Annotated in this window: 20 protein-coding genes and 2 pseudogenes; 15 read left to right on the top strand and 7 right to left on the bottom strand. The window is 52.6% G+C overall.

Annotated features, from left to right (window positions below; all coding sequences use genetic code 11):
- Positions 1-175: 175 nt before the first annotated feature.
- The 6 genes from HU143_RS13115 to spy all read left to right on the top strand — a co-directional run bounded on the left by HU143_RS13115 (position 176) and on the right by spy (position 7,024).
- Complete coding sequence (locus HU143_RS13115) at positions 176-1,402, top strand: aspartate aminotransferase family protein (protein WP_023226924.1); 1,227 nt, start codon at positions 176-178, stop codon at positions 1,400-1,402.
- Positions 1,393-2,427 carry an arginine N-succinyltransferase gene (gene astA, locus HU143_RS13110; RefSeq protein WP_023233852.1) on the top strand — a complete coding sequence of 345 codons (1,035 nt, stop codon included), beginning with the start codon at positions 1,393-1,395 and terminating at the stop codon, positions 2,425-2,427. Before HU143_RS13115 ends, astA begins: the two co-directional genes overlap by 10 nt.
- Positions 2,424-3,902, top strand: a complete 1,479-nt coding sequence (gene astD, locus HU143_RS13105) for a succinylglutamate-semialdehyde dehydrogenase (RefSeq protein WP_023226926.1) — start codon at positions 2,424-2,426, stop codon at positions 3,900-3,902. Before astA ends, astD begins: the two co-directional genes overlap by 4 nt.
- On the top strand, positions 3,899-5,242 hold the full coding sequence (gene astB / locus HU143_RS13100; protein ID WP_023226927.1) for an N-succinylarginine dihydrolase: 1,344 nt from the start codon (positions 3,899-3,901) through the stop codon (positions 5,240-5,242). The genes astD and astB overlap by 4 nt, the downstream gene beginning before the upstream one ends.
- Positions 5,235-6,203: a succinylglutamate desuccinylase gene (astE, locus tag HU143_RS13095; RefSeq protein ID WP_023226928.1), complete on the top strand. Its 969-nt coding sequence runs from the start codon at positions 5,235-5,237 to the stop codon at positions 6,201-6,203. Before astB ends, astE begins: the two co-directional genes overlap by 8 nt.
- Before the next feature lie 335 nt (positions 6,204-6,538).
- On the top strand, positions 6,539-7,024 hold the full coding sequence (spy, locus tag HU143_RS13090) for an ATP-independent periplasmic protein-refolding chaperone Spy (protein WP_001229001.1): 486 nt from the start codon (positions 6,539-6,541) through the stop codon (positions 7,022-7,024).
- Between the two features lie 74 nt (positions 7,025-7,098).
- Here spy and cho read toward each other — a convergent pair whose 3' ends face one another.
- Positions 7,099-7,980: an excinuclease Cho gene (cho, locus tag HU143_RS13085; protein WP_001526281.1), complete on the bottom strand. Its 882-nt coding sequence runs from the start codon at positions 7,978-7,980 to the stop codon at positions 7,099-7,101.
- A gap of 120 nt (positions 7,981-8,100) precedes the next feature.
- The gene (nadE, locus tag HU143_RS13080) at positions 8,101-8,928 is read right to left on the bottom strand and encodes an ammonia-dependent NAD(+) synthetase (protein WP_023226929.1); all 828 of its coding nucleotides are present in this window, start codon (positions 8,926-8,928) and stop codon (positions 8,101-8,103) included.
- A 218-nt stretch (positions 8,929-9,146) separates the two neighbouring features.
- Here nadE and osmE point away from each other — a divergent pair, with 218 nt between their 5' ends.
- From osmE to HU143_RS13055, 5 genes and pseudogenes are all read left to right on the top strand, one after another.
- A complete protein-coding gene (gene osmE / locus HU143_RS13075) occupies positions 9,147-9,488 on the top strand; it encodes an osmotically-inducible lipoprotein OsmE (protein WP_001039301.1) in 342 nt (113 codons plus the stop codon).
- 300 nt (positions 9,489-9,788) lie between these two features.
- Complete coding sequence (gene chbB / locus HU143_RS13070) at positions 9,789-10,109, top strand: PTS N,N'-diacetylchitobiose transporter subunit IIB (protein WP_000412161.1); 321 nt, start codon at positions 9,789-9,791, stop codon at positions 10,107-10,109.
- 82 nt (positions 10,110-10,191) lie between these two features.
- Positions 10,192-11,550: a PTS N,N'-diacetylchitobiose transporter subunit IIC gene (gene chbC / locus HU143_RS13065; RefSeq protein WP_064441690.1), complete on the top strand. Its 1,359-nt coding sequence runs from the start codon at positions 10,192-10,194 to the stop codon at positions 11,548-11,550.
- 50 nt (positions 11,551-11,600) lie between these two features.
- On the top strand, positions 11,601-11,948 hold the full coding sequence (chbA, locus tag HU143_RS13060; RefSeq protein WP_000459883.1) for a PTS N,N'-diacetylchitobiose transporter subunit IIA: 348 nt from the start codon (positions 11,601-11,603) through the stop codon (positions 11,946-11,948).
- A 10-nt stretch (positions 11,949-11,958) separates the two neighbouring features.
- A pseudogene (locus tag HU143_RS13055) lies at positions 11,959-12,285 on the top strand (cupin domain-containing protein); the annotation flags it as partial.
- A 16-nt stretch (positions 12,286-12,301) separates the two neighbouring features.
- Here HU143_RS13055 and HU143_RS13050 read toward each other — a convergent pair.
- Positions 12,302-12,999 (bottom strand): IS1-like element IS1B family transposase gene (locus HU143_RS13050; protein ID WP_095033700.1). Its coding sequence is split into 2 segments (ribosomal slippage): positions 12,302-12,750 and positions 12,750-12,999, totalling 699 coding nucleotides; the frame shifts between segments, so codons are not numbered across the junction.
- A 45-nt stretch (positions 13,000-13,044) separates the two neighbouring features.
- Here HU143_RS13050 and chbR point away from each other — a divergent pair.
- From chbR to chbG, 3 genes and pseudogenes are all read left to right on the top strand, one after another.
- A pseudogene (gene chbR / locus HU143_RS13045) lies at positions 13,045-13,578 on the top strand (transcriptional regulator ChbR); the annotation flags it as partial.
- Between the two features lie 124 nt (positions 13,579-13,702).
- The gene (locus HU143_RS13040; RefSeq protein ID WP_000078778.1) at positions 13,703-15,058 is read left to right on the top strand and encodes a 6-phospho-beta-glucosidase; all 1,356 of its coding nucleotides are present in this window, start codon (positions 13,703-13,705) and stop codon (positions 15,056-15,058) included.
- A 12-nt stretch (positions 15,059-15,070) separates the two neighbouring features.
- Positions 15,071-15,829 (top strand): chitin disaccharide deacetylase, encoded by a 759-nt coding sequence (gene chbG, locus HU143_RS13035; protein WP_000442735.1) that lies wholly within the window; start codon positions 15,071-15,073, stop codon positions 15,827-15,829.
- Between the two features lie 43 nt (positions 15,830-15,872).
- On the opposite strand, the gene katE is transcribed toward chbG, so the two are convergent.
- A complete protein-coding gene (gene katE / locus HU143_RS13030) occupies positions 15,873-18,125 on the bottom strand; it encodes a catalase HPII (RefSeq protein WP_023226930.1) in 2,253 nt (750 codons plus the stop codon).
- Between the two features lie 364 nt (positions 18,126-18,489).
- Here katE and cedA point away from each other — a divergent pair, with 364 nt between their 5' ends.
- Positions 18,490-18,732, top strand: coding sequence for a cell division activator CedA (cedA, locus tag HU143_RS13025; protein WP_000977510.1), 243 nt, complete (start codon positions 18,490-18,492; stop codon positions 18,730-18,732).
- Between the two features lie 102 nt (positions 18,733-18,834).
- Here cedA and tcyP read toward each other — a convergent pair whose 3' ends face one another.
- The 3 genes from tcyP to hxpB form a co-directional block, all read right to left on the bottom strand.
- The gene (tcyP, locus tag HU143_RS13020) at positions 18,835-20,226 is read right to left on the bottom strand and encodes a cystine/sulfocysteine:cation symporter (RefSeq protein WP_001010654.1); all 1,392 of its coding nucleotides are present in this window, start codon (positions 20,224-20,226) and stop codon (positions 18,835-18,837) included.
- Between the two features lie 136 nt (positions 20,227-20,362).
- A complete protein-coding gene (locus HU143_RS13015) occupies positions 20,363-20,962 on the bottom strand; it encodes a metal-dependent hydrolase (protein ID WP_000505804.1) in 600 nt (199 codons plus the stop codon).
- A gap of 137 nt (positions 20,963-21,099) precedes the next feature.
- Positions 21,100-21,768 carry a hexitol phosphatase HxpB gene (gene hxpB / locus HU143_RS13010; protein WP_023226931.1) on the bottom strand — a complete coding sequence of 223 codons (669 nt, stop codon included), beginning with the start codon at positions 21,766-21,768 and terminating at the stop codon, positions 21,100-21,102.
- Positions 21,769-21,780: the final 12 nt, after the last annotated feature.

Genomic DNA, 21,780 nt, shown 5'->3' with positions numbered 1-21,780 from the left:
TTTTATGCAGTAAAAGTGAATATCGCTACGCTGTAACCCATTGATTTACCGTTTATCACTTCTGTTTATGCAATGTTAACGCTGGCTGGCACGAATGCTGCAATCTACATTTACAGCGCAAACACTCATATTAATTAACATATAAATAACTTTATTTTTACCAAAAGAGGTCGCTATGTCTCTGTCAGTTACGCGCGAAAACTTTGATGAATGGATGGTGCCGGTATATGTTCCCGCGCCTTTTATTCCTGTACGCGGAGAAGGCTCACGCCTGTGGGATCAGCAGGGGAAAGAGTACATTGATTTTGCTGGCGGGATTGCGGTCAACGCATTGGGACATGCGCATCCGGCGCTGCGCGAGGCGTTAAATGAACAGGCGAATCGCTTCTGGCATACCGGGAACGGTTACACCAATGAACCGGCGCTGCGACTGGCGAAAAAACTGATCGACGCGACCTTCGCCGAACGCGTTTTCTTTTGTAATTCAGGCGCTGAAGCAAATGAAGCTGCATTAAAACTGGCGCGCAAATATGCCCACGATCGTGTCGGCAACCATAAAAGCGGCATTGTGGCCTTTAAAAACGCGTTCCATGGTCGCACGCTCTTTACCGTCAGCGCTGGCGGTCAACCGACCTATTCACAGGACTTTGCGCCGCTGCCGCCGGATATTCGTCATGCAGCCTATAACGATCTAAACTCCGCCAGCGCGCTCATTGATGACAATACCTGCGCCGTGATCGTAGAACCGGTGCAGGGCGAGGGCGGCGTGATCCCCGCCACGAAAGCTTTTTTGCAGGGGCTGCGTGAATTGTGCGACCGGCATCAGGCGTTACTGATTTTTGATGAGGTGCAGACGGGCGTCGGACGTACCGGCGAACTGTATGCATATATGCATTATGGCGTTACGCCCGATATCCTGACGACTGCTAAAGCGTTGGGTGGCGGCTTCCCGATCGGCGCGATGCTGACCACGCAAGACTATGCCAGCGTCATGACGCCAGGCACGCATGGCACCACCTACGGCGGTAATCCGCTGGCGACGGCAGTTGCCGGAAAAGTACTGGATATCATCAATACGCCGGAGATGCAAAACGGCGTCAGACAGCGCCACGATGCGTTTATTGAACGTCTAAATACCCTTAATGTGCGTTTTGGCATGTTCAGTGAAATTCGCGGGCTGGGGCTACTGCTTGGCTGTGTGCTACAGACGGAGTTTGCCGGAAAAGCCAAACTCATCGCCCAGGAAGCGGCAAAAGCAGGCGTGATGGTGCTCATTGCCGGCGGCGACGTGGTGCGTTTTGCGCCAGCGTTAAATGTGAGCGACGAGGAGATAGCCACCGGGCTTGATCGTTTTGCCATGGCGTGCGAACGCCTTCAGACGGGAGGCGCATCATGCGGGTGATTCGTCCTGTCGAACATGCGGATATCGCCGCGCTGATGCAGCTTGCAGGCAAAACGGGCGGCGGCTTAACCTCGCTACCGGCAAATGAAGCGACGCTGGCGGCCCGCATTGAACGCGCGCTAAAAACCTGGTCCGGCGAGCTGCCAAAAGGCGAACAAGGGTATGTATTCGTTCTCGAGGACAGTGAAACGGGTGAGGTCGGCGGGATCTGCGCCATTGAGGTCTCGGTCGGCCTTAACGACCCCTGGTATAACTATCGTGTCGGTACGCTGGTTCATGCCTCCAAAGAGCTGAATGTATATAACGCGTTGCCAACATTATTCCTGAGTAATGATCACACTGGCAGCAGTGAGCTTTGCACGCTGTTTCTCGATCCCGAATGGCGTAAAGAGGGTAACGGCTACCTGTTGTCAAAATCGCGCTTTATGTTTATGGCCGCGTTTCGCGATAAATTCAATGAGAAAGTGGTGGCGGAAATGCGCGGCGTCATTGACGAGCACGGTTATTCTCCCTTCTGGCAAAGTCTCGGCAAACGCTTTTTTTCTATGGATTTCAGCCGGGCGGATTTTTTATGCGGTACCGGGCAAAAAGCGTTTATCGCCGAGCTGATGCCCAAACATCCTATTTATACCCACTTCTTATCTGAAGAGGCACAGGCCGTGATTGGCGAAGTCCACCCGCAAACGGCGCCAGCCCGCGCGGTGCTGGAAAAGGAAGGTTTTCGCTATCGCCACTATATCGACATCTTCGACGGTGGGCCGACGCTGGAGTGTGATATTGACCGCGTGCGGGCCATTCGTAAAAGCCGACTGGTGGAAGTCGCGGAAGGGCAACCCGCGCCTGGCGACTATCCGGCATGTCTGGTCGCCAATGAAAACTATCACCACTTTCGGGCCGCGCTGGTGCGTGCCGATCCACAGACTTCACGACTTGTACTTACCGCCGCGCAGTTGGATGCGCTGAAATGTCGCGCGGGCGACCACGTTCGGCTGGTACGCCTTTGCGCTGAGGAGAAAACCGTATGACGCTATGGATAAACGGCGACTGGATAACCGGTCAGGGCGAACGCCGCCGCAAAACGAACCCGGTGAGCGCGGAGATACTTTGGCAGGGGAATGACGCTAATGCGGCACAGGTCGCCGAGGCCTGTCAGGCGGCGCGTGCGGCGTTTCCTCGTTGGGCCAGACAGCCTTTTACGGCACGACAGGCTATCGTAGAGAAATTTGCCGCCCTGCTGGAGGCGCATAAAGCCGAGCTCACGGAGGTCATCGCACGTGAAACCGGTAAACCGCGCTGGGAGGCGGCGACGGAAGTGACGGCGATGATCAATAAGATTGCCATCTCGATTAAGGCTTACCACGCCAGAACAGGCGCACAAAAAAGCGAACTTGTCGATGGCGCCGCGACGTTGCGCCATCGTCCTCACGGTGTGCTGGCGGTATTCGGCCCTTATAACTTTCCCGGCCATTTACCGAATGGCCATATTGTGCCCGCGTTGCTGGCAGGCAATACGCTGATCTTCAAACCTAGCGAGCTAACGCCATGGACCGGGGAAACGGTAATAAAACTCTGGGAACGGGCGGGGCTACCGGCAGGCGTTCTTAATCTGGTGCAGGGCGGCCGGGAGACCGGACAAGCGCTAAGTTCGCTCGACGATCTCGACGGACTGCTGTTTACCGGCAGCGCCAGTACCGGATATCAGCTTCATCGCCAGCTATCCGGCCAGCCGGAAAAAATCCTGGCTCTTGAAATGGGCGGAAACAACCCGCTCATTATTGAGGATGTGGCAAATATAGATGCGGCGGTACATCTGACGCTGCAATCGGCGTTTATTACCGCCGGACAGCGCTGTACCTGCGCGCGACGCCTTCTGGTAAAACAGGGTGCGCAGGGAGATGCATTTCTGGCGCGGCTGGTTGACGTCGCCGGACGTCTGCAGCCCGGCAGATGGGACGACGATCCGCAGCCGTTTATCGGCGGACTGATTTCAGCGCAGGCGGCACAGCATGTGATGGAGGCCTGGCGTCAACGAGAGGCATTAGGCGGTCGCACGCTACTGGCGCCGCGGAAGGTCAAAGAGGGAACCTCTCTGCTGACGCCTGGCATCATTGAGCTGACGGGCGTCGCGGATGTGCCGGATGAAGAGGTGTTTGGTCCGCTGCTGAACGTCTGGCGTTATGCGCATTTCGATGAGGCGATTCGTCTGGCGAATAATACCCGTTTTGGTCTGTCGTGTGGGCTGGTGTCGACGGATCGCGCGCAGTTCGAACAGCTCTTGCTGGAGGCGCGGGCAGGGATCGTTAACTGGAATAAACCGCTCACCGGGGCAGCGAGTACTGCGCCGTTTGGTGGTGTCGGCGCGTCTGGCAACCATCGGCCCAGCGCCTGGTATGCCGCCGATTATTGCGCCTGGCCGATGGCCAGTCTGGAATCTCCCGAACTAACGTTGCCTGCGACATTAAGCCCCGGCCTCGACTTTTCTCGCAGGGAGGCGGTATGACGGCGCATGAAGTTAATTTTGACGGGCTGGTGGGGCTTACGCACCATTATGCCGGGCTATCCTTCGGCAATGAGGCATCGACCCGCCACCGTTTTCAGGTGTCGAATCCTCGTCTGGCGGTAAAACAGGGGCTGCTAAAGATGAAAGCTCTGGCGGATGCCGGCTTTCCCCAGGCGGTGATCCCGCCGCATGAGCGACCTTTTATTCCGGCGTTGCGTCAGCTCGGCTTCACGGGTAGCGATGAGCAGATTCTGGATAAGGTTGCGCGTCAGGCGCCATGCTGGCTTTCCAGCGTGAGTTCCGCGTCGCCAATGTGGGTTGCGAATGCGGCGACGGTTTGCCCATCGGCAGACGCGCTGGACGGGAAAGTCCACCTGACGGTGGCGAATTTAAACAATAAATTTCATCGCGCTCTTGAGGCGCCTGTGACCGAAGCGCTGCTACGCGCCATATTTCGCGATGAAAACCAGTTTTCAGTGCATAGCGCGTTACCGCAGGTCGCATTATTGGGAGATGAAGGCGCGGCGAATCATAACCGTCTTGGCGGCGAGTATGGTTCGGCAGGCGTGCAGCTTTTTGTCTATGGGCGCGAAGAGGAGAATGAAATACGACCCGCTCGTTATCCGGCGCGCCAGAGCCGCGAAGCCAGCGAGGCCGTGGCGCGTCTTAATCAGGTGAATCCGCAACAGGTTATCTTCGCTCAGCAGAACCCGGAGGTCATCGATCAAGGCGTATTCCATAATGATGTTATCGCCGTTTCGAATCGACAGGTATTGTTTTGTCACGAAGCGGCGTTTGCCCGGCAGAAAGTGCTCATTAATCAGTTGCGTACGCGCGTTGACGGTTTTATGGCGATAGAGGTGCCCGCCGGAGAGGTTTCTGTATCAGATGCTGTGGCGACCTACCTGTTTAATAGTCAGTTGTTAAGCCGTGACGACGGCTCAATGCTGCTAGTGTTGCCGCGGGAATGTCAGGATCATGTCGGCGTCTGGCGCTATCTGAATAAGCTGGTGGCGGAGGATAACCCCATCAGCGCGATGCAGGTGTTTGATTTGCGAGAAAGTATGGCTAACGGCGGCGGGCCGGCCTGTCTGCGATTACGCGTGGTGTTAACAGAAGAAGAACGACGGGCGGTGAATCCAGCGGTAATGATGAATGACGCTCTGTTTACGGCCCTTAACGCGTGGGCGGATCGTTATTATCGCGATCGCCTGACCGCCGCCGATCTGGCCGATCCGTTATTATTGCGAGAAGGCCGGGAGGCGCTGGATGTGTTAACGCGTCTGCTGGATTTGGGGTCGGTTTATCCTTTCCAGCAAACGGGGGCGGCTGATGGATAACTTTCTGGCGTTGACGCTAAGCGGCACGACACCACGGGTGAGGCAGGGGAAGGGCGCGGGTTTTCGCTGGCGCTGGTTAGGCCATGGTCTGCTTGAACTCACGCCCGATGCGCCGGTCGACCGCGCGTTAATTCTTTCTGCGGGGATACACGGCAATGAAACCGCGCCGGTCGAGATGCTGGATAAGCTGCTGTCGGCGCTGTATTCAGGCAGCTTGACGTTAACGTGGCGAGTGCTGGTGGTACTCGGCAATCCGCAGGCGCTGGCGGCGGGAATACGCTATTGTCACAGCGATATGAACCGTATGTTTGGCGGGCGTTGGCAGTCCTTTGCCGAAAGCGATGAAACGCGGCGGGCGCGTGAGCTGGAGCTAAGTCTGGATACCTTCTTTTCATCTGGCCAGGCGCGGGTACGCTGGCATCTGGATCTGCATACCGCCATTCGTGGCTCGCATCATTTGCGTTTTGGCGTATTGCCGCAGCGCGACCGCCCGTGGGAGGCGGATTTTCTGGCGTGGCTGGGCGCGGCAGGACTGGAGGCGTTGGTATTTCATCAGGCGCCAGGCGGTACGTTTACGCACTTTAGCTCTGAACATTTCGGCGCGCTTTCCTGTACTCTGGAGTTGGGAAAGGCGTTGCCGTTTGGGCAAAACGATCTGACGCAGTTCAGCGTAACCTCGCAGGCGTTGTCGGTGCTGCTGAGCGGTATCGAAACGTCAACCTCGTCTTCGCCGCCGCTACGCTATCGGGTGGTGTCGCAAATCACGCGTCACAGCGACAAGTTCGCGCTTTATATGGATGCGCAAACGCTGAATTTTACTGCCTTTGCGAAGGGAACGTTGCTGGCCGAGGAGGGGGATAAGCGTGTGACGGTGACGCATGACGTTGAATATGTTCTCTTTCCTAATCCCTCTGTCGCCTGCGGATTGCGGGCTGGATTAATGCTGGAAAGACTGCCCTGATAAACGTCCCTGTAAGCTCACGTTAGGATTACAGGGATGATTTGGGACACATTTTCATGCTATTACGGATTATTCCTGGAGAATTGCTTTATTAATAAGCGTTGCTGCGTTATAGTTCTGCATAATTTCTGCTATATCATGCTGTTGTATATTTCTCTTTCAACTCTGCGCAATTTATTCTTTTTTTCTTCACAATTGGCGAAAAAGTGTTTTTTATACTTTCATTGTTTTACCGTTGTTATGACTAATTGACGCTAAGACGGTTAAAGTTAATCACGACAACACGGCGCTGTTTTAAATATGCCGTAAAAATAACTGAAAGGAAGGATGGAAATATGCGTAAACTGACTGCTCTATTTGTTGCCTCTACCCTGGCGATGGGTGCTGCGAATCTCGCTCATGCCGCTGAGACTACCACCGCCGCGCCAGCGGATGCGAAGCCAATGATGCAGCATAAAGGTAAATTTGGCCCACATCACGATATGATGTTTAAAAACCTGAACCTGACGGACGCACAGAAGCAACAAATTCGCGACATTATGAAAGCGCAGCGCGAGCAAATGAAACGTCCGCCGCTGGAAGAGCGTCGCGCCATGCATGATATTATCGCCAGCGATACCTTCGATAAAGCCAAAGCCGAAGCGCAAATTACGAAAATGGAAGCGCAGCGCAAGGCCAATATGCTGGCGCATATGGAAACCCAGAATAAAATTTATAACGTTCTGACGCCGGAGCAGAAAAAGCAATATAACGCTAATTTTGAGAAGCGTCTGACAGAACGCCCGGCGCAAGAAGGTAAAATGCCTGCTGCGGCAGAATAACTTTCCGCATAATTTAAGACCGCCGGTCTTGTCGACAACACAATCGTTGAGGTGGACAGGATCGGCGGTTTTCTTTATGACTGGCGACAGTCGGTGTGCAGTTCAATGATCTCATATTGACCTGACATTAGTGGCTTACAGAGAATTTTATAGCCATCCTGATCAAAGCCCGCAGGGGTGCGCACCAGGGTGGCGGCCTCATCCAGCGAGGGGACCGCCCCCAGCCATAACCAGTTGTTGATAATGTGGAACTGGGTCATTTGTGGGCGGCTCTCTTTTAACGCGATAGCGCCTTTCCAGGGCCAGCAAACCACACGTAACCGTTCCAGCGAGGCCTGCAGACGAAGAAAATGCGCCTGCGGGGTTTCTTGCCCACAGCACGCGCCAGCACAGCGCTTCAGAGCGAAACGAAAACAGGCGCGCCCACGGCTTACCGGTTCAAGCCCCAGCAGGCCATAACACAATTTTTGTTCATCGGCGAGGTTCTGTAAGCTTTGCAGCGCCGCCCGACGGTTGGCGAAGAGCCCAAACAGGTTCGGCTCATGGGAAAAATCGACGCTGCGGGCGGAAACGACCTCAATCTTTTGTTCGCTCAACTGTAGCGAGCAAAGCTGGCGATTACGACGTAACCGCTTGTTAAACAGCGGCTGTTGTTCTTTGATCAGCCGTGCCTCCAGCAGCAACGCGCCCATTTCCCCAGCGGTGCAGATCCAGCTTATCCGCCGCGCCTGTCGCAGCATAGTGGCCTCGTCAGGCGTTCGCAGATGTGAAAGCACCCGGCTGCGAATATTCACGCTTTTACCGATATAAAGCGGCAGCGTATCGCTTTCGCTATGAAATATATAGACGCCTGGTAAGGCTGGCGCTTCGCTGAGGAAAGGACGTAAATGTTCTGGATATTCGTAAATGGCCGCCGCTTCAAACTCAAGGCGGGGGGCTGATTGACGCCGTACCACAGTGATCTCCGTTAACTGGTTATTCATCCAGTATAACAGCGGATGGGTGATTAAAAAAGAGGCTGGAAAGAGAGGAGGCCGGATAGACGAGCGATATCCGGCACAACAGTAGAAGTACGCTTACCTTTTCCAAAAGTCGTCGAATACCGTAATCGGTAAACGGCGCTTATGTTCAGTTTTTACATACCAGCCTTCGATAGTTTTAGCGATGGCGGGGTCCAGCGTTTTGCCTTCCAGGTAATCGTCAATATTGTCATACGTTACGCCCAGCGCGGCTTCATCAGGCAGTGAAGGGCGGTCGTCTTCCAAATCGGCAGTGGGGACTTTTTTATACAGATGCTCAGGACAGCCCAGCGCTGCGAGAAGCTGTTTGCCCTGGCGTTTGTTAAGGCGATGAAGCGGGTTAATATCGGTACCGCCGTCGCCATATTTGGTGAAGAACCCGGTTATCGCTTCCGCCGCATGGTCGGTGCCCACCACGACGCCGTGAGTCATACCGGCGATGCTATATTGCGCTTTCATTCGCTCACGCGCTTTTTCATTGCCGCGAACAAAATCGCTCAGCTCAATTCCCGCTTCGCGCAGCGCCTGTTCGCTGGCGAGGACGGCGCCTTTAATATTGACGGTGAGTACTCTGTCCGGCTGAATAAAAGCAATGGCGTCCTGGCAATCCTGTTCATCGGCCTGCACGCCATAAGGCAGACGAACGGCGATAAACTGCAGCGCATTATCACCGGTCTCTTCCCGCAATTCGGCGATAGCCATCTGGCTGAGTCTCCCGGCCAGCGTCGAATCCTGCCCGCCGCTGATGCCTAACACCAGCGATTTCAAAAAGGGATAGGTTTTCAGGTACGCTTTAAGAAAATCCACGCTGCGGCGAATTTCTTCTTCAGGGTTGATATGCGGTTTCGCGCCAAGCGCCTGGATTATCTCTTGCTGCAGAGTCATTTAACCCCCTTCGACATTAAAAAAATGAATCTTTACCCTGTTAAAGCTAACCCTTCGCCGCTGAAACAACAAGGTTTGGCGGGCTAAGCGGTGTTTAAAACAACATGTCGCTGCGTTAGAGAATTTTCCGAAAGACTTTTTGTGGCGGGTCGCGGCTTGAAAAATATTCTGATGTATTCCAGGCTTACATAACACGCTGATAAACAAGAGGACGGAAAATGAACAAGAACGTAGCAGGAATTTTAAGCGCAGCGGCGGTAATGACTATGCTGGCAGGCTGTACGGCGTATGATCGTACAAAAGACCAATTTGTTGAGCCTGTCGTTAAAGATGTTAAAAAAGGAATGAGCAGGGCGCAGGTTGCGCAGATTGCGGGCAAACCGTCATCTGAAGTGAGCATGATTCATGCGCGCGGTACTTGTCAGACCTACATCCTGGGTCAACGTGATGGTAAAGCGGAAACCTACTTTGTTGCGCTGGATGATACCGGGCACGTGATTAACTCCGGCTATCAGACCTGTGCGGAGTACGACACTGACCCACAGGCGCCGAAGCAGTAACAACTGTACATTGCCTGAACATTCAAGGAAACCGGCCTGCGAGCCGGTTTTTTTGTGCCTGCCATAACCTTATTTATTATCGCGAATTATTTGCCCGAAATGTGAGGGGAGTCATAACGCCAGGTCAATGAGAGACAATTTAGTGGGTCAAGGAAATACCATCCGGCGGTCCGATCCCGTATACTCATTTCAGCCACCTAAAAAAGTAAATCCGGTTACGCAAGTCGCCCAGAGTATGGATGCAGGTTGAGGCTTGCGGCGTATCTGGTTGACAGATAATCGCACATGAGGAAGGTTTTTATGGAAAAGAAACACATTTATCTGTTTTGTTCTGCGGGCATGTCAACATCGTTACTGGTATCAAAAATGCGCGCTCAGGCTGAAAAATATGAAGTGCCGGTTATTATTGAAGCATTCCCTGAAACCCTGGCCGGTGAAAAAGGCCCGGCAGCGGACGTCGTGTTATTAGGCCCGCAAATTGCTTATATGCTCCCCGAAATTCAGCGTTTATTACCCGGTAAACCGGTAGAAGTCATTGATTCAATGTTGTACGGCAAGGTAGATGGCTTAGGCGTGCTTAAAGCTGCGGTAGCGGCAATTAAAAAAGCCGCCGCGAATTAATTATTTTTTAATTTTTCCCGTCAAAGAGTTATTTCATACACTAACCGCAATATTTTATTGCGGTATTTAAGGGTATTTTTCTATGAGTAACGTTATTGCTTCACTTGAAAAGGTACTCCTTCCTTTTGCTGTAAAAATAGGAAAGCAGCCACACGTTAATGCAATCAAGAACGGCTTTATTCGTTTAATGCCATTAACCCTTGCGGGGGCGATGTTTGTATTAATTAATAACGTTTTCCTGAGCTTTGGGGAGGGGTCGTTTTTTTATTCCATGGGCATTCGGCTTGATGCCTCAACCATTGAAACACTTAATGGATTGAAAGGCATCGGCGGGAACGTCTATAACGGCACATTGGGCATTATGTCGCTCATGGCGCCATTTTTTATCGGCATGGCGCTGGCGGAAGAGCGCAAGGTTGATGCGCTGGCCGCAGGATTGCTTTCCGTGGCGGCATTTATGACCGTAACGCCGTATAGTGTCGGCGAGGCCTATGCCGTAGGCGCTAACTGGCTGGGTGGTGCAAATATTATCTCCGGTATTATTATTGGCCTGGTGGTCGCGGAGATGTTTACATTTATTGTCCGGCGCAACTGGGTGATTAAGCTACCGGACAGCGTACCGGCTTCGGTGTCTCGTTCATTCTCAGCATTAATTCCCGGCTTTATTATTCTCTCTATTATGGGGATTATTGCCTGGGCGCTGTCTAATTACGGTTCTAACTTCCATCAGATTATTATGGACACTATCTCTACGCCGCTGGCATCGCTGGGTAGCGTGGTAGGGTGGGCATATGTCATTTTTGTACCGCTGCTGTGGTTCTTTGGTATTCATGGTTCGCTGGCGCTGACCGCGCTGGATAGCGGCATCATGACGCCCTGGGCGCTGGAAAACATCTCTATTTACCAGCAGTATGGCTCCGTCGATGCGGCACTGGAAGCCGGTAAAACGTTCCATATCTGGGCGAAACCGATGCTGGATTCTTATATCTTCCTCGGTGGTAGCGGCGCAACGCTGGGTCTGATCATCGCTATCTTCCTGGCATCCCGTCGCGCGGACTATCGCCAGGTGGCAAAACTGGCGCTGCCGTCAGGTATCTTCCAGATTAACGAACCCATCCTGTTTGGCCTGCCGATTATTATGAACCCGGTGATGTTTATCCCCTTCATTCTGGTTCAGCCGATTCTGGCGGCGATTACGCTGGTGGCTTACTATTTGGGTATTATTCCGCCGATTACCAATATTGCGCCGTGGACCATGCCAACCGGGTTGGGAGCGTTCTTTAACACCAACGGCAGTGTCGCCGCGTTGCTGGTTGCGCTATTTAACCTGGCGGTCGCTACCCTGATTTATCTCCCCTTCGTGGTGGTGGCTAACAAAGCGCAGAACGCCATCGAGCAGGAAGAAAGCGGAGAAGATATCGCTAACGCACTGAAATTCTAAACTCCGCGCCGGCATGGGATGCCATGCCGGGCTGAATCAGAGGAAAGACTATGTTTGATCTTGAAAATGTTGTAGATAACCAGACAGCGGCTGAGGAACTCGAAGAAGTCGTTATGGGGCTTATCATCAATTCTGGTCAGGCGCGTAGCCTGGCATATGGCGCGCTCAGAAAAGCGAAAGAAGGCGATTTTGAGGCGGCGAAAGCGATGATGGACCAGTCGCGCATAGCGCTCAATGAAGCGCATCTTGTGCAGACAAAACTCATCGAAGGCGATCAGGGCGAAGGCAAAATGAAAGTCAGTCTGGTCCTGGTTCACGCTCAGGATCATTTGATGACATCAATGCTGGCTCGTGAACTGATCGCCGAGTTGATTGAGCTCCATGAGAAACTGAAATAACAGGGGGCGGATGATGCAGCTACAGGTTAACGCAACGGAAATCAAAACGGTTTATGAGCAGCAGCTCTTCAATGGCAAAAATTTCCATGTGTTTATCTATAACAAGACGGAAAGCGTCACCGGGCTGCATCAGCACGACTATTATGAATTTACCCTGGTATTGACCGGACGTTATTACCAGGAGATTAACGGGAAGCGTGTGCTGCTGGAACGTGGAGATTTTGTTTTTATCCCGGTGGGGTCGAATCACCAAAGTTTCTATGAGTTTGGCGCAACGCGTATTCTGAACGTAGGAATTAGTAAACGTTTTTTTGAACAGCATTATCTTCCGTTACTGCGGTAATGACTCCAACTTATTGATAGTGTTTTATGTTCAGATAATGCCCGATGACTTTGTCATGCAGCTCCACCGATTTTGAGAACGACAGCGACTTCCGTCCCAGCCGTGCCAGGTGCTGCCTCAGATTCAGGTTATGCCGCTCAATTCGCTGCGTATATCGCTTGCTGATTACGTGCAGCTTTCCCTTCAGGCGGGATTCATACAGCGGCCAGCCATCCGTCATCCATATCACCACGTCAAAGGGTGACAGCAGGCTCATAAGACGCCCCAGCGTCGCCATAGTGCGTTCACCGAATACGTGCGCAACAACCGTCTTCCGGAGCCTGTCATACGCGTAAAACAGCCAGCGCTGGCGCGATTTAGCCCCGACGTATCCCCACTGTTCGTCCATTTCCGCGCAGACGATGACGTCACTGCCCGGCTGTATGCGCGAGGTTACCGACTGCGGCCTGAGTTTTTTAAATGGCGGAAAATCGTGTTGAGGCCAACGCCCATAATGCGGGCGGTTGCCCGGCATCCAACGCCATTCATGGCCATATCAATGATTTTCTGGTGCGTACCGGGTTGAGAAGCGGTGTAAGTGAACTGCAGTTGCCATGTTTTACGGCAGTGAGAGCAGAGATAGCGCTGATGTCCGGCGGTGCTTTTGCCGTTACGCACCACCCCGTCAGTAGCTGAACAGGAGGGACAGCTGATAGAAACAGAAGCCACTGGAGCACCTCAAAAACACCATCATACACTAAATCAGTAAGTTGGCAGCATCACCCGTTACTGCCGTTTTGTTTTGTGGCATCGCAGGTATATAGGGCGAATAGCACCTTCCTTACCTATATTGAAACGGTGATTGCGTCGTTGAATTTTCGCGGCAATGGGCTCGACGAATTTATCGAAGTGGTGACATTTTATATTATAAACCGCTTACGTCATTACCGCGAAGAGCAGGTTTATGATGATATTCCACAATGGCTGAAAGCAACCGTGGAGATAATGCATGATAAAACGCAGTTTGGCGAACATGCGCTGGAGAATATGGTGCGCCTGTCGGCAAAATCCCAGGAGTATCTGACGCGCGCCACCCGACGTTATTACAGCAAAACGCCGATGCAAATCATTAATGAGATTCGCATTAATTTTGCCAAGAAACAGTTGGAAATGACCAACTATTCGGTTACGGATATTGCTTATGAAGCCGGGTATAGCAGTCCAAGTCTGTTTATTAAAACGTTTAAGAAGATGACCTCATTTACGCCGAATAGTTATCGGAAACGATTGACGGAAATTAATGAGTAACGGTTTGCATTGCTCGATTAATTACATTTCACGCTTGCCCCAATAGCGCGGGGAACGTCACGCTATTTCTTACGAGCGGGCATAGCGTAATACATATCAGTGTCATACACTGAAGGGAGATATTATGAGCCAGAAATTAAAAGTCGTCACTATTGGTGGCGGGAGCAGCTACACCCCTGAATTACTTGAAGGCTTTATTAAGCGCTACCATGAATTACCTGTCACCGAATTATGGCTGGTTGACGTTGAAGACGGGAAAGAGAAGCTGGGCATTATTTATGATCTCTGCCAGCGAATGATTGATAAAGCAGGCGTTCCGCTAAAATTGTATAAAACGCTGGATCGCCGGGAAGCGCTGAAAGACGCTAATTTTGTTACTACCCAGCTACGCGTTGGTCAACTCAAAGCCCGTGAACTGGACGAGCGTATCCCGCTTAGCCACGGCTATCTGGGGCAAGAAACCAACGGCGCTGGCGGTTTATTTAAAGGGTTGCGTACCATTCCGGTTATTTTTGACATCATTAAGGATGTTGAAGAATTATGTCCGAATGCGTGGGTCATTAACTTTACTAACCCGGCGGGGATGGTGACGGAAGCGGTTTATCGTCATACCAACTTTAAAAAATTCATCGGCGTATGTAATATTCCTGTCGGCATGAAAATGTTTATTCATGACGTGCTGGCGCTGAATGAGAATGACGATCTTTCCATTGACCTGTTTGGTCTAAACCATATGGTCTTTATTAAAGATGTGCTGGTGAATGGCACCTCACGGTTCGCAGAATTACTGGATGGCGTGGCGTCCGGTCAGTTGAAAGCGTCAACCGTAAAAAATATCTTTGATCTGCCGTTTAGTGAAGGATTGATTCGCTCGCTGAACATGCTGCCGTGCTCTTATTTGTTGTATTACTTCAAGCAAAAAGAGATGCTGGCGATTGAAATGGGCGAATATTACAAAGGCGGCGCGCGCGCTCAGGTCGTACAAAAAGTGGAGAAACAACTCTTCGACTTGTACAAAAATCCTGAGCTAAACGTGAAGCCGAAAGAGCTTGAGCAACGCGGCGGCGCTTATTATTCCGATGCCGCTTGTGAAGTCATTAACGCTATTTATAATGACAAGCAGACTGAGCATTACGTTAATATTCCACATCATGGGCATGTCGAGAATATCCCGGCGGACTGGGCGGTGGAAATGACCTGCATTCTGGGACGCAATGGCGCGACGCCGCACCCGCGTATCACCCGTTTTGACGAAAAAGTGCTGGGGCTTATCCACACTATTAAAGGATTTGAGGTCGCGGCCAGCAATGCGGCGCTGAGCGGAAACTTTAATGATGTGCTGCTGGCGCTTAACCTGAGTCCGCTGGTGCATTCCGACCGCGACGCAGAAGTCCTGGCGCGTGAGCTCATTCTGGCGCATGAAAAATGGCTGCCTAATTTTGCCGCTTGCATCGAAGCGCTTAAAGGTAAGCACCACTGACAGAGGTAGACTATGGAACGCGTGTTGATTGTGAATGCCGATGATTTTGGCCTGAGTAAAGGGCAAAATTACGGCATTGTTGAAGCATATCGCAACGGCGTTGTGACCTCCACGACGGCGCTGGTCAATGGCGAGGCTATTGACCATGCGGCGCAGCTTAGCCGCGAGCTGCCTGCGCTTGGGGTGGGAATGCATTTTGTTTTGACGTTAGGCAAACCGGTGTCAGAGATGCCGGGCCTGACGCGAGACGGCCTGTTGGGGAAATGGATCTGGCAAATGGCGGAGGAGGATACGCTTCCGCTGGATGAAATTGCGCATGAACTGGCGTGTCAGTATCAGCGTTTCATCGACGTATTTGGCCGCGAGCCAACGCATCTCGACAGTCACCATCATGTGCATATGTTCCCGCAAATTTTCCCCATCGTCGCCCGCTTTGCGGCGCAGCGCGGGATTGCGTTACGTATTGACCGCCAGACGGTGTTGAACGCCGACGATCTGCCGTCGGATTTGCGCAGCACTCAAGGATTTAGCAGTGAATTTTACGGCGAGGAGATCACCGAAGCGTGCTTTTTACGCATTCTGGATGCCTCGACGCATCGAGGAGAAACCTCTCTGGAGGTGATGTGTCATCCGGCGTTTGTGGACAACATTATTCGCCAGAGCGCCTATTGTTACCCCCGCTTAACTGAACTGGAGGTATTGACGTCTGCGTCACTCAAGGCAGCGATTGCGGAACGTGGATATCGTCCTGGCAGTTTTCTTGATATTTAGCTCCTGAGTTTGCGGCGCAAGAATGCGCCGCATTTTTTGCTGTTTATGCAGGAATCGCGTTAATTTTCCCCGCACGCGACCAGACACGGTGTGCCGCCATCAGCGTCAGCAGAGTGTCCATAAAGAGGTGGTCAACGTTATCGGCCTCAACAAGTCCTTCTTCCCCCTGGCTATCAATGTTTAAAAGCGCCTTAAACCGTCGGGCGTCGCCTGCCAGTGCGATGGGCTTCAGATGTTTGTAGGCTTCCAGAAGGTAGTAGCGGGCATCGCCGCAACTCTCGATATCGGCAATATTGCCGCACGGTACTATTACCGCATCGACCGTTAGCGACGGCGCGCCGGCAAAGGTTGCCGCAATAGTTAATGTTGAACCGTCATCAGCCGTTACTTCACCCATCCGTGAATAGAGCAGTTTTGCGTGGACGCCTTTGGCTTTTAAAGCCTGCAAAATGGTCAACAGTTCGGCGGCGTTAACCTTGTCGTTCAGCAGAATAGCGACCACTCGGCCTTTAACATCGCCGTCCGGCACCGCATACAGGCTGAGCGCCGGATCTTTTTTCAGACCGTTGACATCAGGAGGCGGGGCAATTTGCGTTTGCTCATGGGTGAGTGCAAAACCGAGATTATGCGCGACGCCCTGAGCCAGCGTGACATCAATATGCGCTAACTGATCGACCACCCGCTCCCGAATATACGCGCGGGCGACTTTACCCAGCTCAAAGCTGAACGCGTCAATAATATGCTGCTGCTCTATCGGCGTCTGACTGAGCCAGAACAGGCGAGGATGCGAGTAATATTCACCAAAAGAAGGGCTGCGTTCGCGGATTTTATTGCCATCCACGCGTTCCTGGTATGATTCGAAGCCGCCGCGTTTTGGCGCTGGCGGCGTTTCGCGCGGCCAGTTGTCATTAATGGAGTTCGGTTCATAGTTCGCCGGATTGGTGTCGATATCCATCCGGTGCATACCGTCACGCTGGAAGTTATGGTAGGGGCAGGTAGGGCGGTTAATCGGAATTTCGTGGAAGTTTGGCCCGCCCAGACGGCTGATTTGCGTGTCGGTATAAGAGAACAGACGCCCCTGTAAAAGCGGATCGTTGGTAAAATCAATGCCGGGAACGATATGTCCTGGATGAAATGCCGCCTGTTCGTTTTCGGCGAAAAAGTTATCCGGATTACGGTTTAACACCATTTTGCCGACGCGTTGTACTGGCACCAACTCTTCCGGAATCAGTTTGGTCGGATCGAGTAGATCAAAATCGAATTTAAATTCATCCTCTTCGGCAATAAGTTGTAGGCCCAGCTCGTATTCCGGGAAATCGCCCGCTTCGATGGCCTCCCACAGATCCCGGCGGTGAAAATCCGGATCGCGACCGGTCAGTTTTTGTGACTCATCCCATACCAGCGAGGCTTTACCCGCCAACGGTTTCCAGTGGAACCGGACAAAGGTCGCTTTCCCTTGTGCATTGATCAGACGGAAGGTGTGAATGCCGAACCCTTCCATCGTCCGATAACTGCGTGGAATACCGCGATCCGACATTGCCCACATGACGTTGTGCAGCGTCTCAGGCTGTAAGGAAACATAGTCCCAGAAGGTGTCGTGCGCGCTCTGTCCTTGCGGAATAGCCCAATGTGGTTCGGGCTTAACGGCGTGCACAAAATCCGGAAACTTATGCGCATCCTGGATAAAAAAGATCGGCGTGTTATTACCGACGAGATCGAAAATTCCCTCTTCGGTATAAAATTTGGTCGCAAAACCGCGGATATCACGTACGGTATCAGCAGACCCCGCGCCGCCCTGTACTGTCGAAAAGCGAACAAAGACCGGGGTAATTTTCTGTGGATCGCACAGAAACGCGGCTTTCGTGATGTCGCTCAGGTCTTTATATGGCTGGAAATAGCCGTGCGCTGCAGATCCGCGGGCGTGAACGATCCTCTCCGGGATACGCTCATGGTCAAAGTGGGTAATTTTCTCGCGCAGGATAAAATCTTCCAACAGCGTAGGGCCACGGCTGCCGGCGCGAAGAGAATTTTGATCGTCGGCGATGCGCACGCCCTGATTGGTGGTCAGCGCATAATTTTCGCTGCCTTTACGAAAGGCGTCGAGGGCGGTGAGCTTATCATTCGCGGTCTCGGGCGCTTTTAAGCTGCCGGGGGCCGTTGGTTGCGCGCCCGGCGGCGTCGGTTCTGGCGTGGGGCGATGTGAACCGTCTGACGGTGCCAGGGAGTCCAGGCCGGGCTGTGATTCACGGGTATCATGCACGGGGGACTGATGGGGGGATTTTTCATTATGCGACATTGAACTCGTCTCCTGCTTTCATCACTGAAATGGGCGTGGTAGTAGTCAAAATCACTCTAACTATAGAACATTTCAGCAATTATGCCGGGGGAGAGCGGAACGGCAGACAGGGTACAACGGGGAAATCGCACGCGCGGAACAGGACGTCGGGGGCGAAGATCGGCTAAAATAGTGTTTTTCTGATTTTTAGCCTTAGAGCCTATCCCAGTAGGCGTTATTGGCGCAGCCAGTTTGGACACGGACAGCGCGCAAAAACCGGAGCGTACACGTAGTACGTGAGGATTTTGAGCACTGCCCAGGACCAAAATGGCAAGTAAAATAGCCCTAATGGGATAGGCTCTTAGCCTCTTTTAGTGAAGCATTAATGATGAAACCTCTTCGCCAGCAAAATCGCCAGATTATTAGCTATATTCCGCGTGTTGAACCCGCGCCGCCGGAACATGCGATAAAAATGGATACGTTTCGCGACGTCTGGATACTGCGCGGTAAATATGTTGCCTTTGTTCTGACGGGGGAGTCATTTCAACGGTCGCCCGCCTTTAGCGTGCCAGAATCGGCGCAGCGTTGGGCGAATCAGGTTCGCCAGGAAAACGAAATCGCTGACTAAGAAAAAAACAAAACGCCGGTACTGGAGACCGGCGTTTTTAGTGACAGACATTTTGAGTTGCTGATCGTCGTGTCTCAGACGATGTGAACGCCCGATAATGTATTATCGATGCGCCAGTTCGGCGTCTTCTTCGCTATCGAGAATGGTTTTATCGGTCTGCTTCAGCCACTGGCTGGTCAGCGTACCAGCGGTCATTGAGCCACTCACGTTCAGCGCGGTACGGCCCATATCAATCAACGGTTCGACGGAGATTAACAGCGCGACCAGCGTGACCGGTAAGCCCATGGCAGGCAGCACAATCAGCGCGGCGAAGGTCGCGCCGCCGCCAACGCCGGCAACACCCGCCGAACTTACAGTAACGATACCCACCAGCGTGGCTATCCATACGGGGTCTAAGGGGTTGATGCCGACCGTCGGCGCAACCATTACCGCCAACATCGCAGGATAAAGACCGGCACAACCGTTTTGGCCGATGGTCGCGCCAAAAGAGGCAGCAAAGCTGGCGATGGACTCCGGCACGCCCAGGCGGCGGGTTTGCGCTTCGACATTAAGTGGAATGGAGGCGGCGCTGGAGCGGCTGGTAAAGGCAAATGTCAGCACCGGCCACACCTTGCGGAAATATTTCAGCGGGCTAATCCCGTTCACGCCCAATAGTATGCCGTGAACCACAAACATTATCGCCAGACCAAGATATGACGCTACCACGAAGCTTCCAAGCTTAATGATGTCCTGCAGATTAGAGCCGGCAACCACTTTCGTCATCAGCGCCAGTACGCCGTAAGGCGTAAGTTGCATCACCAGACGCACCAGCTTCATCACCCAGCTTTGCAGGGTATCGATAGCAACAAGCACACGCTCGCCTTTTGGCGCATCATCTTTCAGCAGTTTAAGCGCGGCCACGCCCAGGAATGCGGCGAAAATCACCACGCTGATAATAGACGTAGGATTTGCGCCAGTCAGATCAGCAAACGGATTTTTCGGTACAAAAGACAGCACCAGTTGCGGCACGCTGAGATCGGCCACTTTGCCGACATAGCTCGTCTCAATGGCATTCAGACGCGCGGTTTCCGCGCCGCCCTGAACCAGACCTTCCGCCGTCAGTCCGAACAGATTGGTGACCAGCACGCCCACCAGCGCTGCGATAAGGGTAGTAAACAGCAGCGTGCCGATAGTCAGAAAACTGATTTTCCCCAATTGAGAGGCGTTATGCAGTCGTGCCACGGCGCTTAAAATAGAGGCGAATACCAGCGGCATCACAATCATTTGTAGCAATTGCACATAACCGTTGCCGACAATATTGAACCACTGAATGGAGTCTTTTAACACCTGACTGTCAGCGCCATAAATGGTGTGCAGGGCCAGACCAAAGATCACGCCCATCACAAGGCCGACAAGCACTTTTTTAGCCAGACTCCACTGTTTATGACGGGCCTGCGCCAGTACAAACAGCAGAATGACGAACACCGCAATGTTCGCGATTAATGGAAAATTCATCCCCGTTCTCCTGATTTTTTTATTATGAAGCGCTGTGTTTTAGCGATTCTGTTCGCGCAAGATTAGCAGAACTGTGAGCTGGCTCTTATATTCAAATGGAATGGTTTATACCAAAAATGACTTTGGCGTTGATTTACTAATCAATCTGGTGATTTATAAAACGATTGAACTGCATTTGCAGGATAGTGATCATCTGCGAAGACCAGCGTATGACGTTGTTTTCCGGCATGGACTGCGGCATCCACACCGCCCAGGCAAACAACGCCATGCATAAAAATCGCTCCAGTTGATTGCCTTTGCGCGGCGCCAGAATAGGCAGGCGGAAACGCCAGCGGCACGGCCATAGTAAGGGAACGCCTGCGGGGGTGAGCATATCCGCGACGATATGGCTTAAATAGCCAAGTACCATGCCTTGCAGCGCATCCGCCGGGATAATCCACGTATCCGGTACCTTGAGATAAAAGGTCGCCAGTAGGGCAAAGACCGCCAGCAGACTATGGGTAAACCCCCGGTGACCAAACGCGCGGGCGATCGGTTTCGATACCCATTTCAGGCGCTGGCCAAGAAAAGATTTGGGGTGGTCGATATCCGGCAGCAGACAGGTCAAAATAGCCGAAGGAATAATATGCCACCAGTCGCCGTGCGCAAGGACGGGCGTTAACTCGGCATTCTTGGCGAAAACCGCGCTGGCTATAGAAAAAAGAAGATGTCCTTCCGCCGTCATGATAAAACCCATTAAACTGTCAATTCATACAGTATAGGGTTTTTATACAGTAGGCGGAAGTGGTGACGTTGTAACTCTTTGTCTCTGTCAAAGCCGCTTGCCGTCTGGCTCAGCGGCTAATTGCCCGTTGACTTTGTTTCGGAAACATCTTAACCGAGTAGATGCGCCGCCGTCAGCTCTGTCAGTGAGTTAAGTTTGACATTCGCCAGCGCAAAGCGCGGATCATGCTGGTTTTCTTCTGCTGGCACCACAATGGCGCGCATTCGCGCCGCCTTTGCCGCGATTAAACCATTCACCGAATCCTCCAGCGCCACGCAGGTTAATGGATCAACGCCTAGTTTGGCCGCACAATCCAGATAGACCTGCGGGTGCGGTTTGCTGTAGGGCAATTTTTCTGCAGAAGCCAGCGCGTCAAAACTGTCGCGCAGTTCAAACATGGTGAGCACTTTTTCCAGCATATGCAGCGGCGATGCCGAGGCAAGCCCCACTAATAGCCCCTGCGCTTTACACAGCGCCACGGCCTCGCGCACACCCGGTAAAAGAGGGCGCGTCTCTTCGATAAGCGTAATCGCGCGGGCAATAACACGGTTTGTCACTTCCTGGCGATCGGGGCCGCTCCACGGTTGCTGCGTAAACCAGAGATCGACAACCATATCAATGCGTAGCCCAAGCGTGTCTGGCAGTTCATGGCGCCGAGTAATATCTACGCCTAAACTTGCCATCACGTCCAGTTCAGCGCGATCCCAGAGCGGTTCGGAATCGATCAGTAGTCCATCCATATCGAAAATTGCAGCAAGAATTTGGCGTGGGGTTGACATCACAACCTCTCC

Origin of the sequence: Salmonella sp. SJTUF14076 (assembly GCF_015534835.1) — a bacterium.
GTDB classification, from domain to species: domain Bacteria; phylum Pseudomonadota; class Gammaproteobacteria; order Enterobacterales; family Enterobacteriaceae; genus Salmonella; species Salmonella enterica.
This window is presented reverse-complemented; position numbering and strand designations above follow the sequence as displayed.

Excerpts from the sequence above, each read along its gene's own strand:
- tcyP (WP_001010654.1), bottom strand. The coding sequence starts at position 20,226 with ATGAATTTTCCATTAATCGCGAACATTGCGGTGTTCGTCATTCTGCTG.
- chbG (WP_000442735.1), top strand. The coding sequence starts at position 15,071 with ATGGAACGCGTGTTGATTGTGAATGCCGATGATTTTGGCCTGAGTAAA.
- astE (WP_023226928.1), top strand. The coding sequence starts at position 5,235 with ATGGATAACTTTCTGGCGTTGACGCTAAGCGGCACGACACCACGGGTG.
- astD (WP_023226926.1), top strand. The coding sequence starts at position 2,424 with ATGACGCTATGGATAAACGGCGACTGGATAACCGGTCAGGGCGAACGC.
- cedA (WP_000977510.1), top strand. The coding sequence starts at position 18,490 with ATGATGAAACCTCTTCGCCAGCAAAATCGCCAGATTATTAGCTATATT.
- astB (WP_023226927.1), top strand. The coding sequence starts at position 3,899 with ATGACGGCGCATGAAGTTAATTTTGACGGGCTGGTGGGGCTTACGCAC.
- HU143_RS13115 (WP_023226924.1), top strand. The coding sequence starts at position 176 with ATGTCTCTGTCAGTTACGCGCGAAAACTTTGATGAATGGATGGTGCCG.
- nadE (WP_023226929.1), bottom strand. The coding sequence starts at position 8,928 with ATGACTCTGCAGCAAGAGATAATCCAGGCGCTTGGCGCGAAACCGCAT.
- chbA (WP_000459883.1), top strand. The coding sequence starts at position 11,601 with ATGTTTGATCTTGAAAATGTTGTAGATAACCAGACAGCGGCTGAGGAA.
- chbC (WP_064441690.1), top strand. The coding sequence starts at position 10,192 with ATGAGTAACGTTATTGCTTCACTTGAAAAGGTACTCCTTCCTTTTGCT.
- HU143_RS13040 (WP_000078778.1), top strand. The coding sequence starts at position 13,703 with ATGAGCCAGAAATTAAAAGTCGTCACTATTGGTGGCGGGAGCAGCTAC.
- astA (WP_023233852.1), top strand. The coding sequence starts at position 1,393 with ATGCGGGTGATTCGTCCTGTCGAACATGCGGATATCGCCGCGCTGATG.
- spy (WP_001229001.1), top strand. The coding sequence starts at position 6,539 with ATGCGTAAACTGACTGCTCTATTTGTTGCCTCTACCCTGGCGATGGGT.
- chbB (WP_000412161.1), top strand. The coding sequence starts at position 9,789 with ATGGAAAAGAAACACATTTATCTGTTTTGTTCTGCGGGCATGTCAACA.
- katE (WP_023226930.1), bottom strand. The coding sequence starts at position 18,125 with ATGTCGCATAATGAAAAATCCCCCCATCAGTCCCCCGTGCATGATACC.
- HU143_RS13015 (WP_000505804.1), bottom strand. The coding sequence starts at position 20,962 with ATGGGTTTTATCATGACGGCGGAAGGACATCTTCTTTTTTCTATAGCC.
- osmE (WP_001039301.1), top strand. The coding sequence starts at position 9,147 with ATGAACAAGAACGTAGCAGGAATTTTAAGCGCAGCGGCGGTAATGACT.
- hxpB (WP_023226931.1), bottom strand. The coding sequence starts at position 21,768 with ATGTCAACCCCACGCCAAATTCTTGCTGCAATTTTCGATATGGATGGA.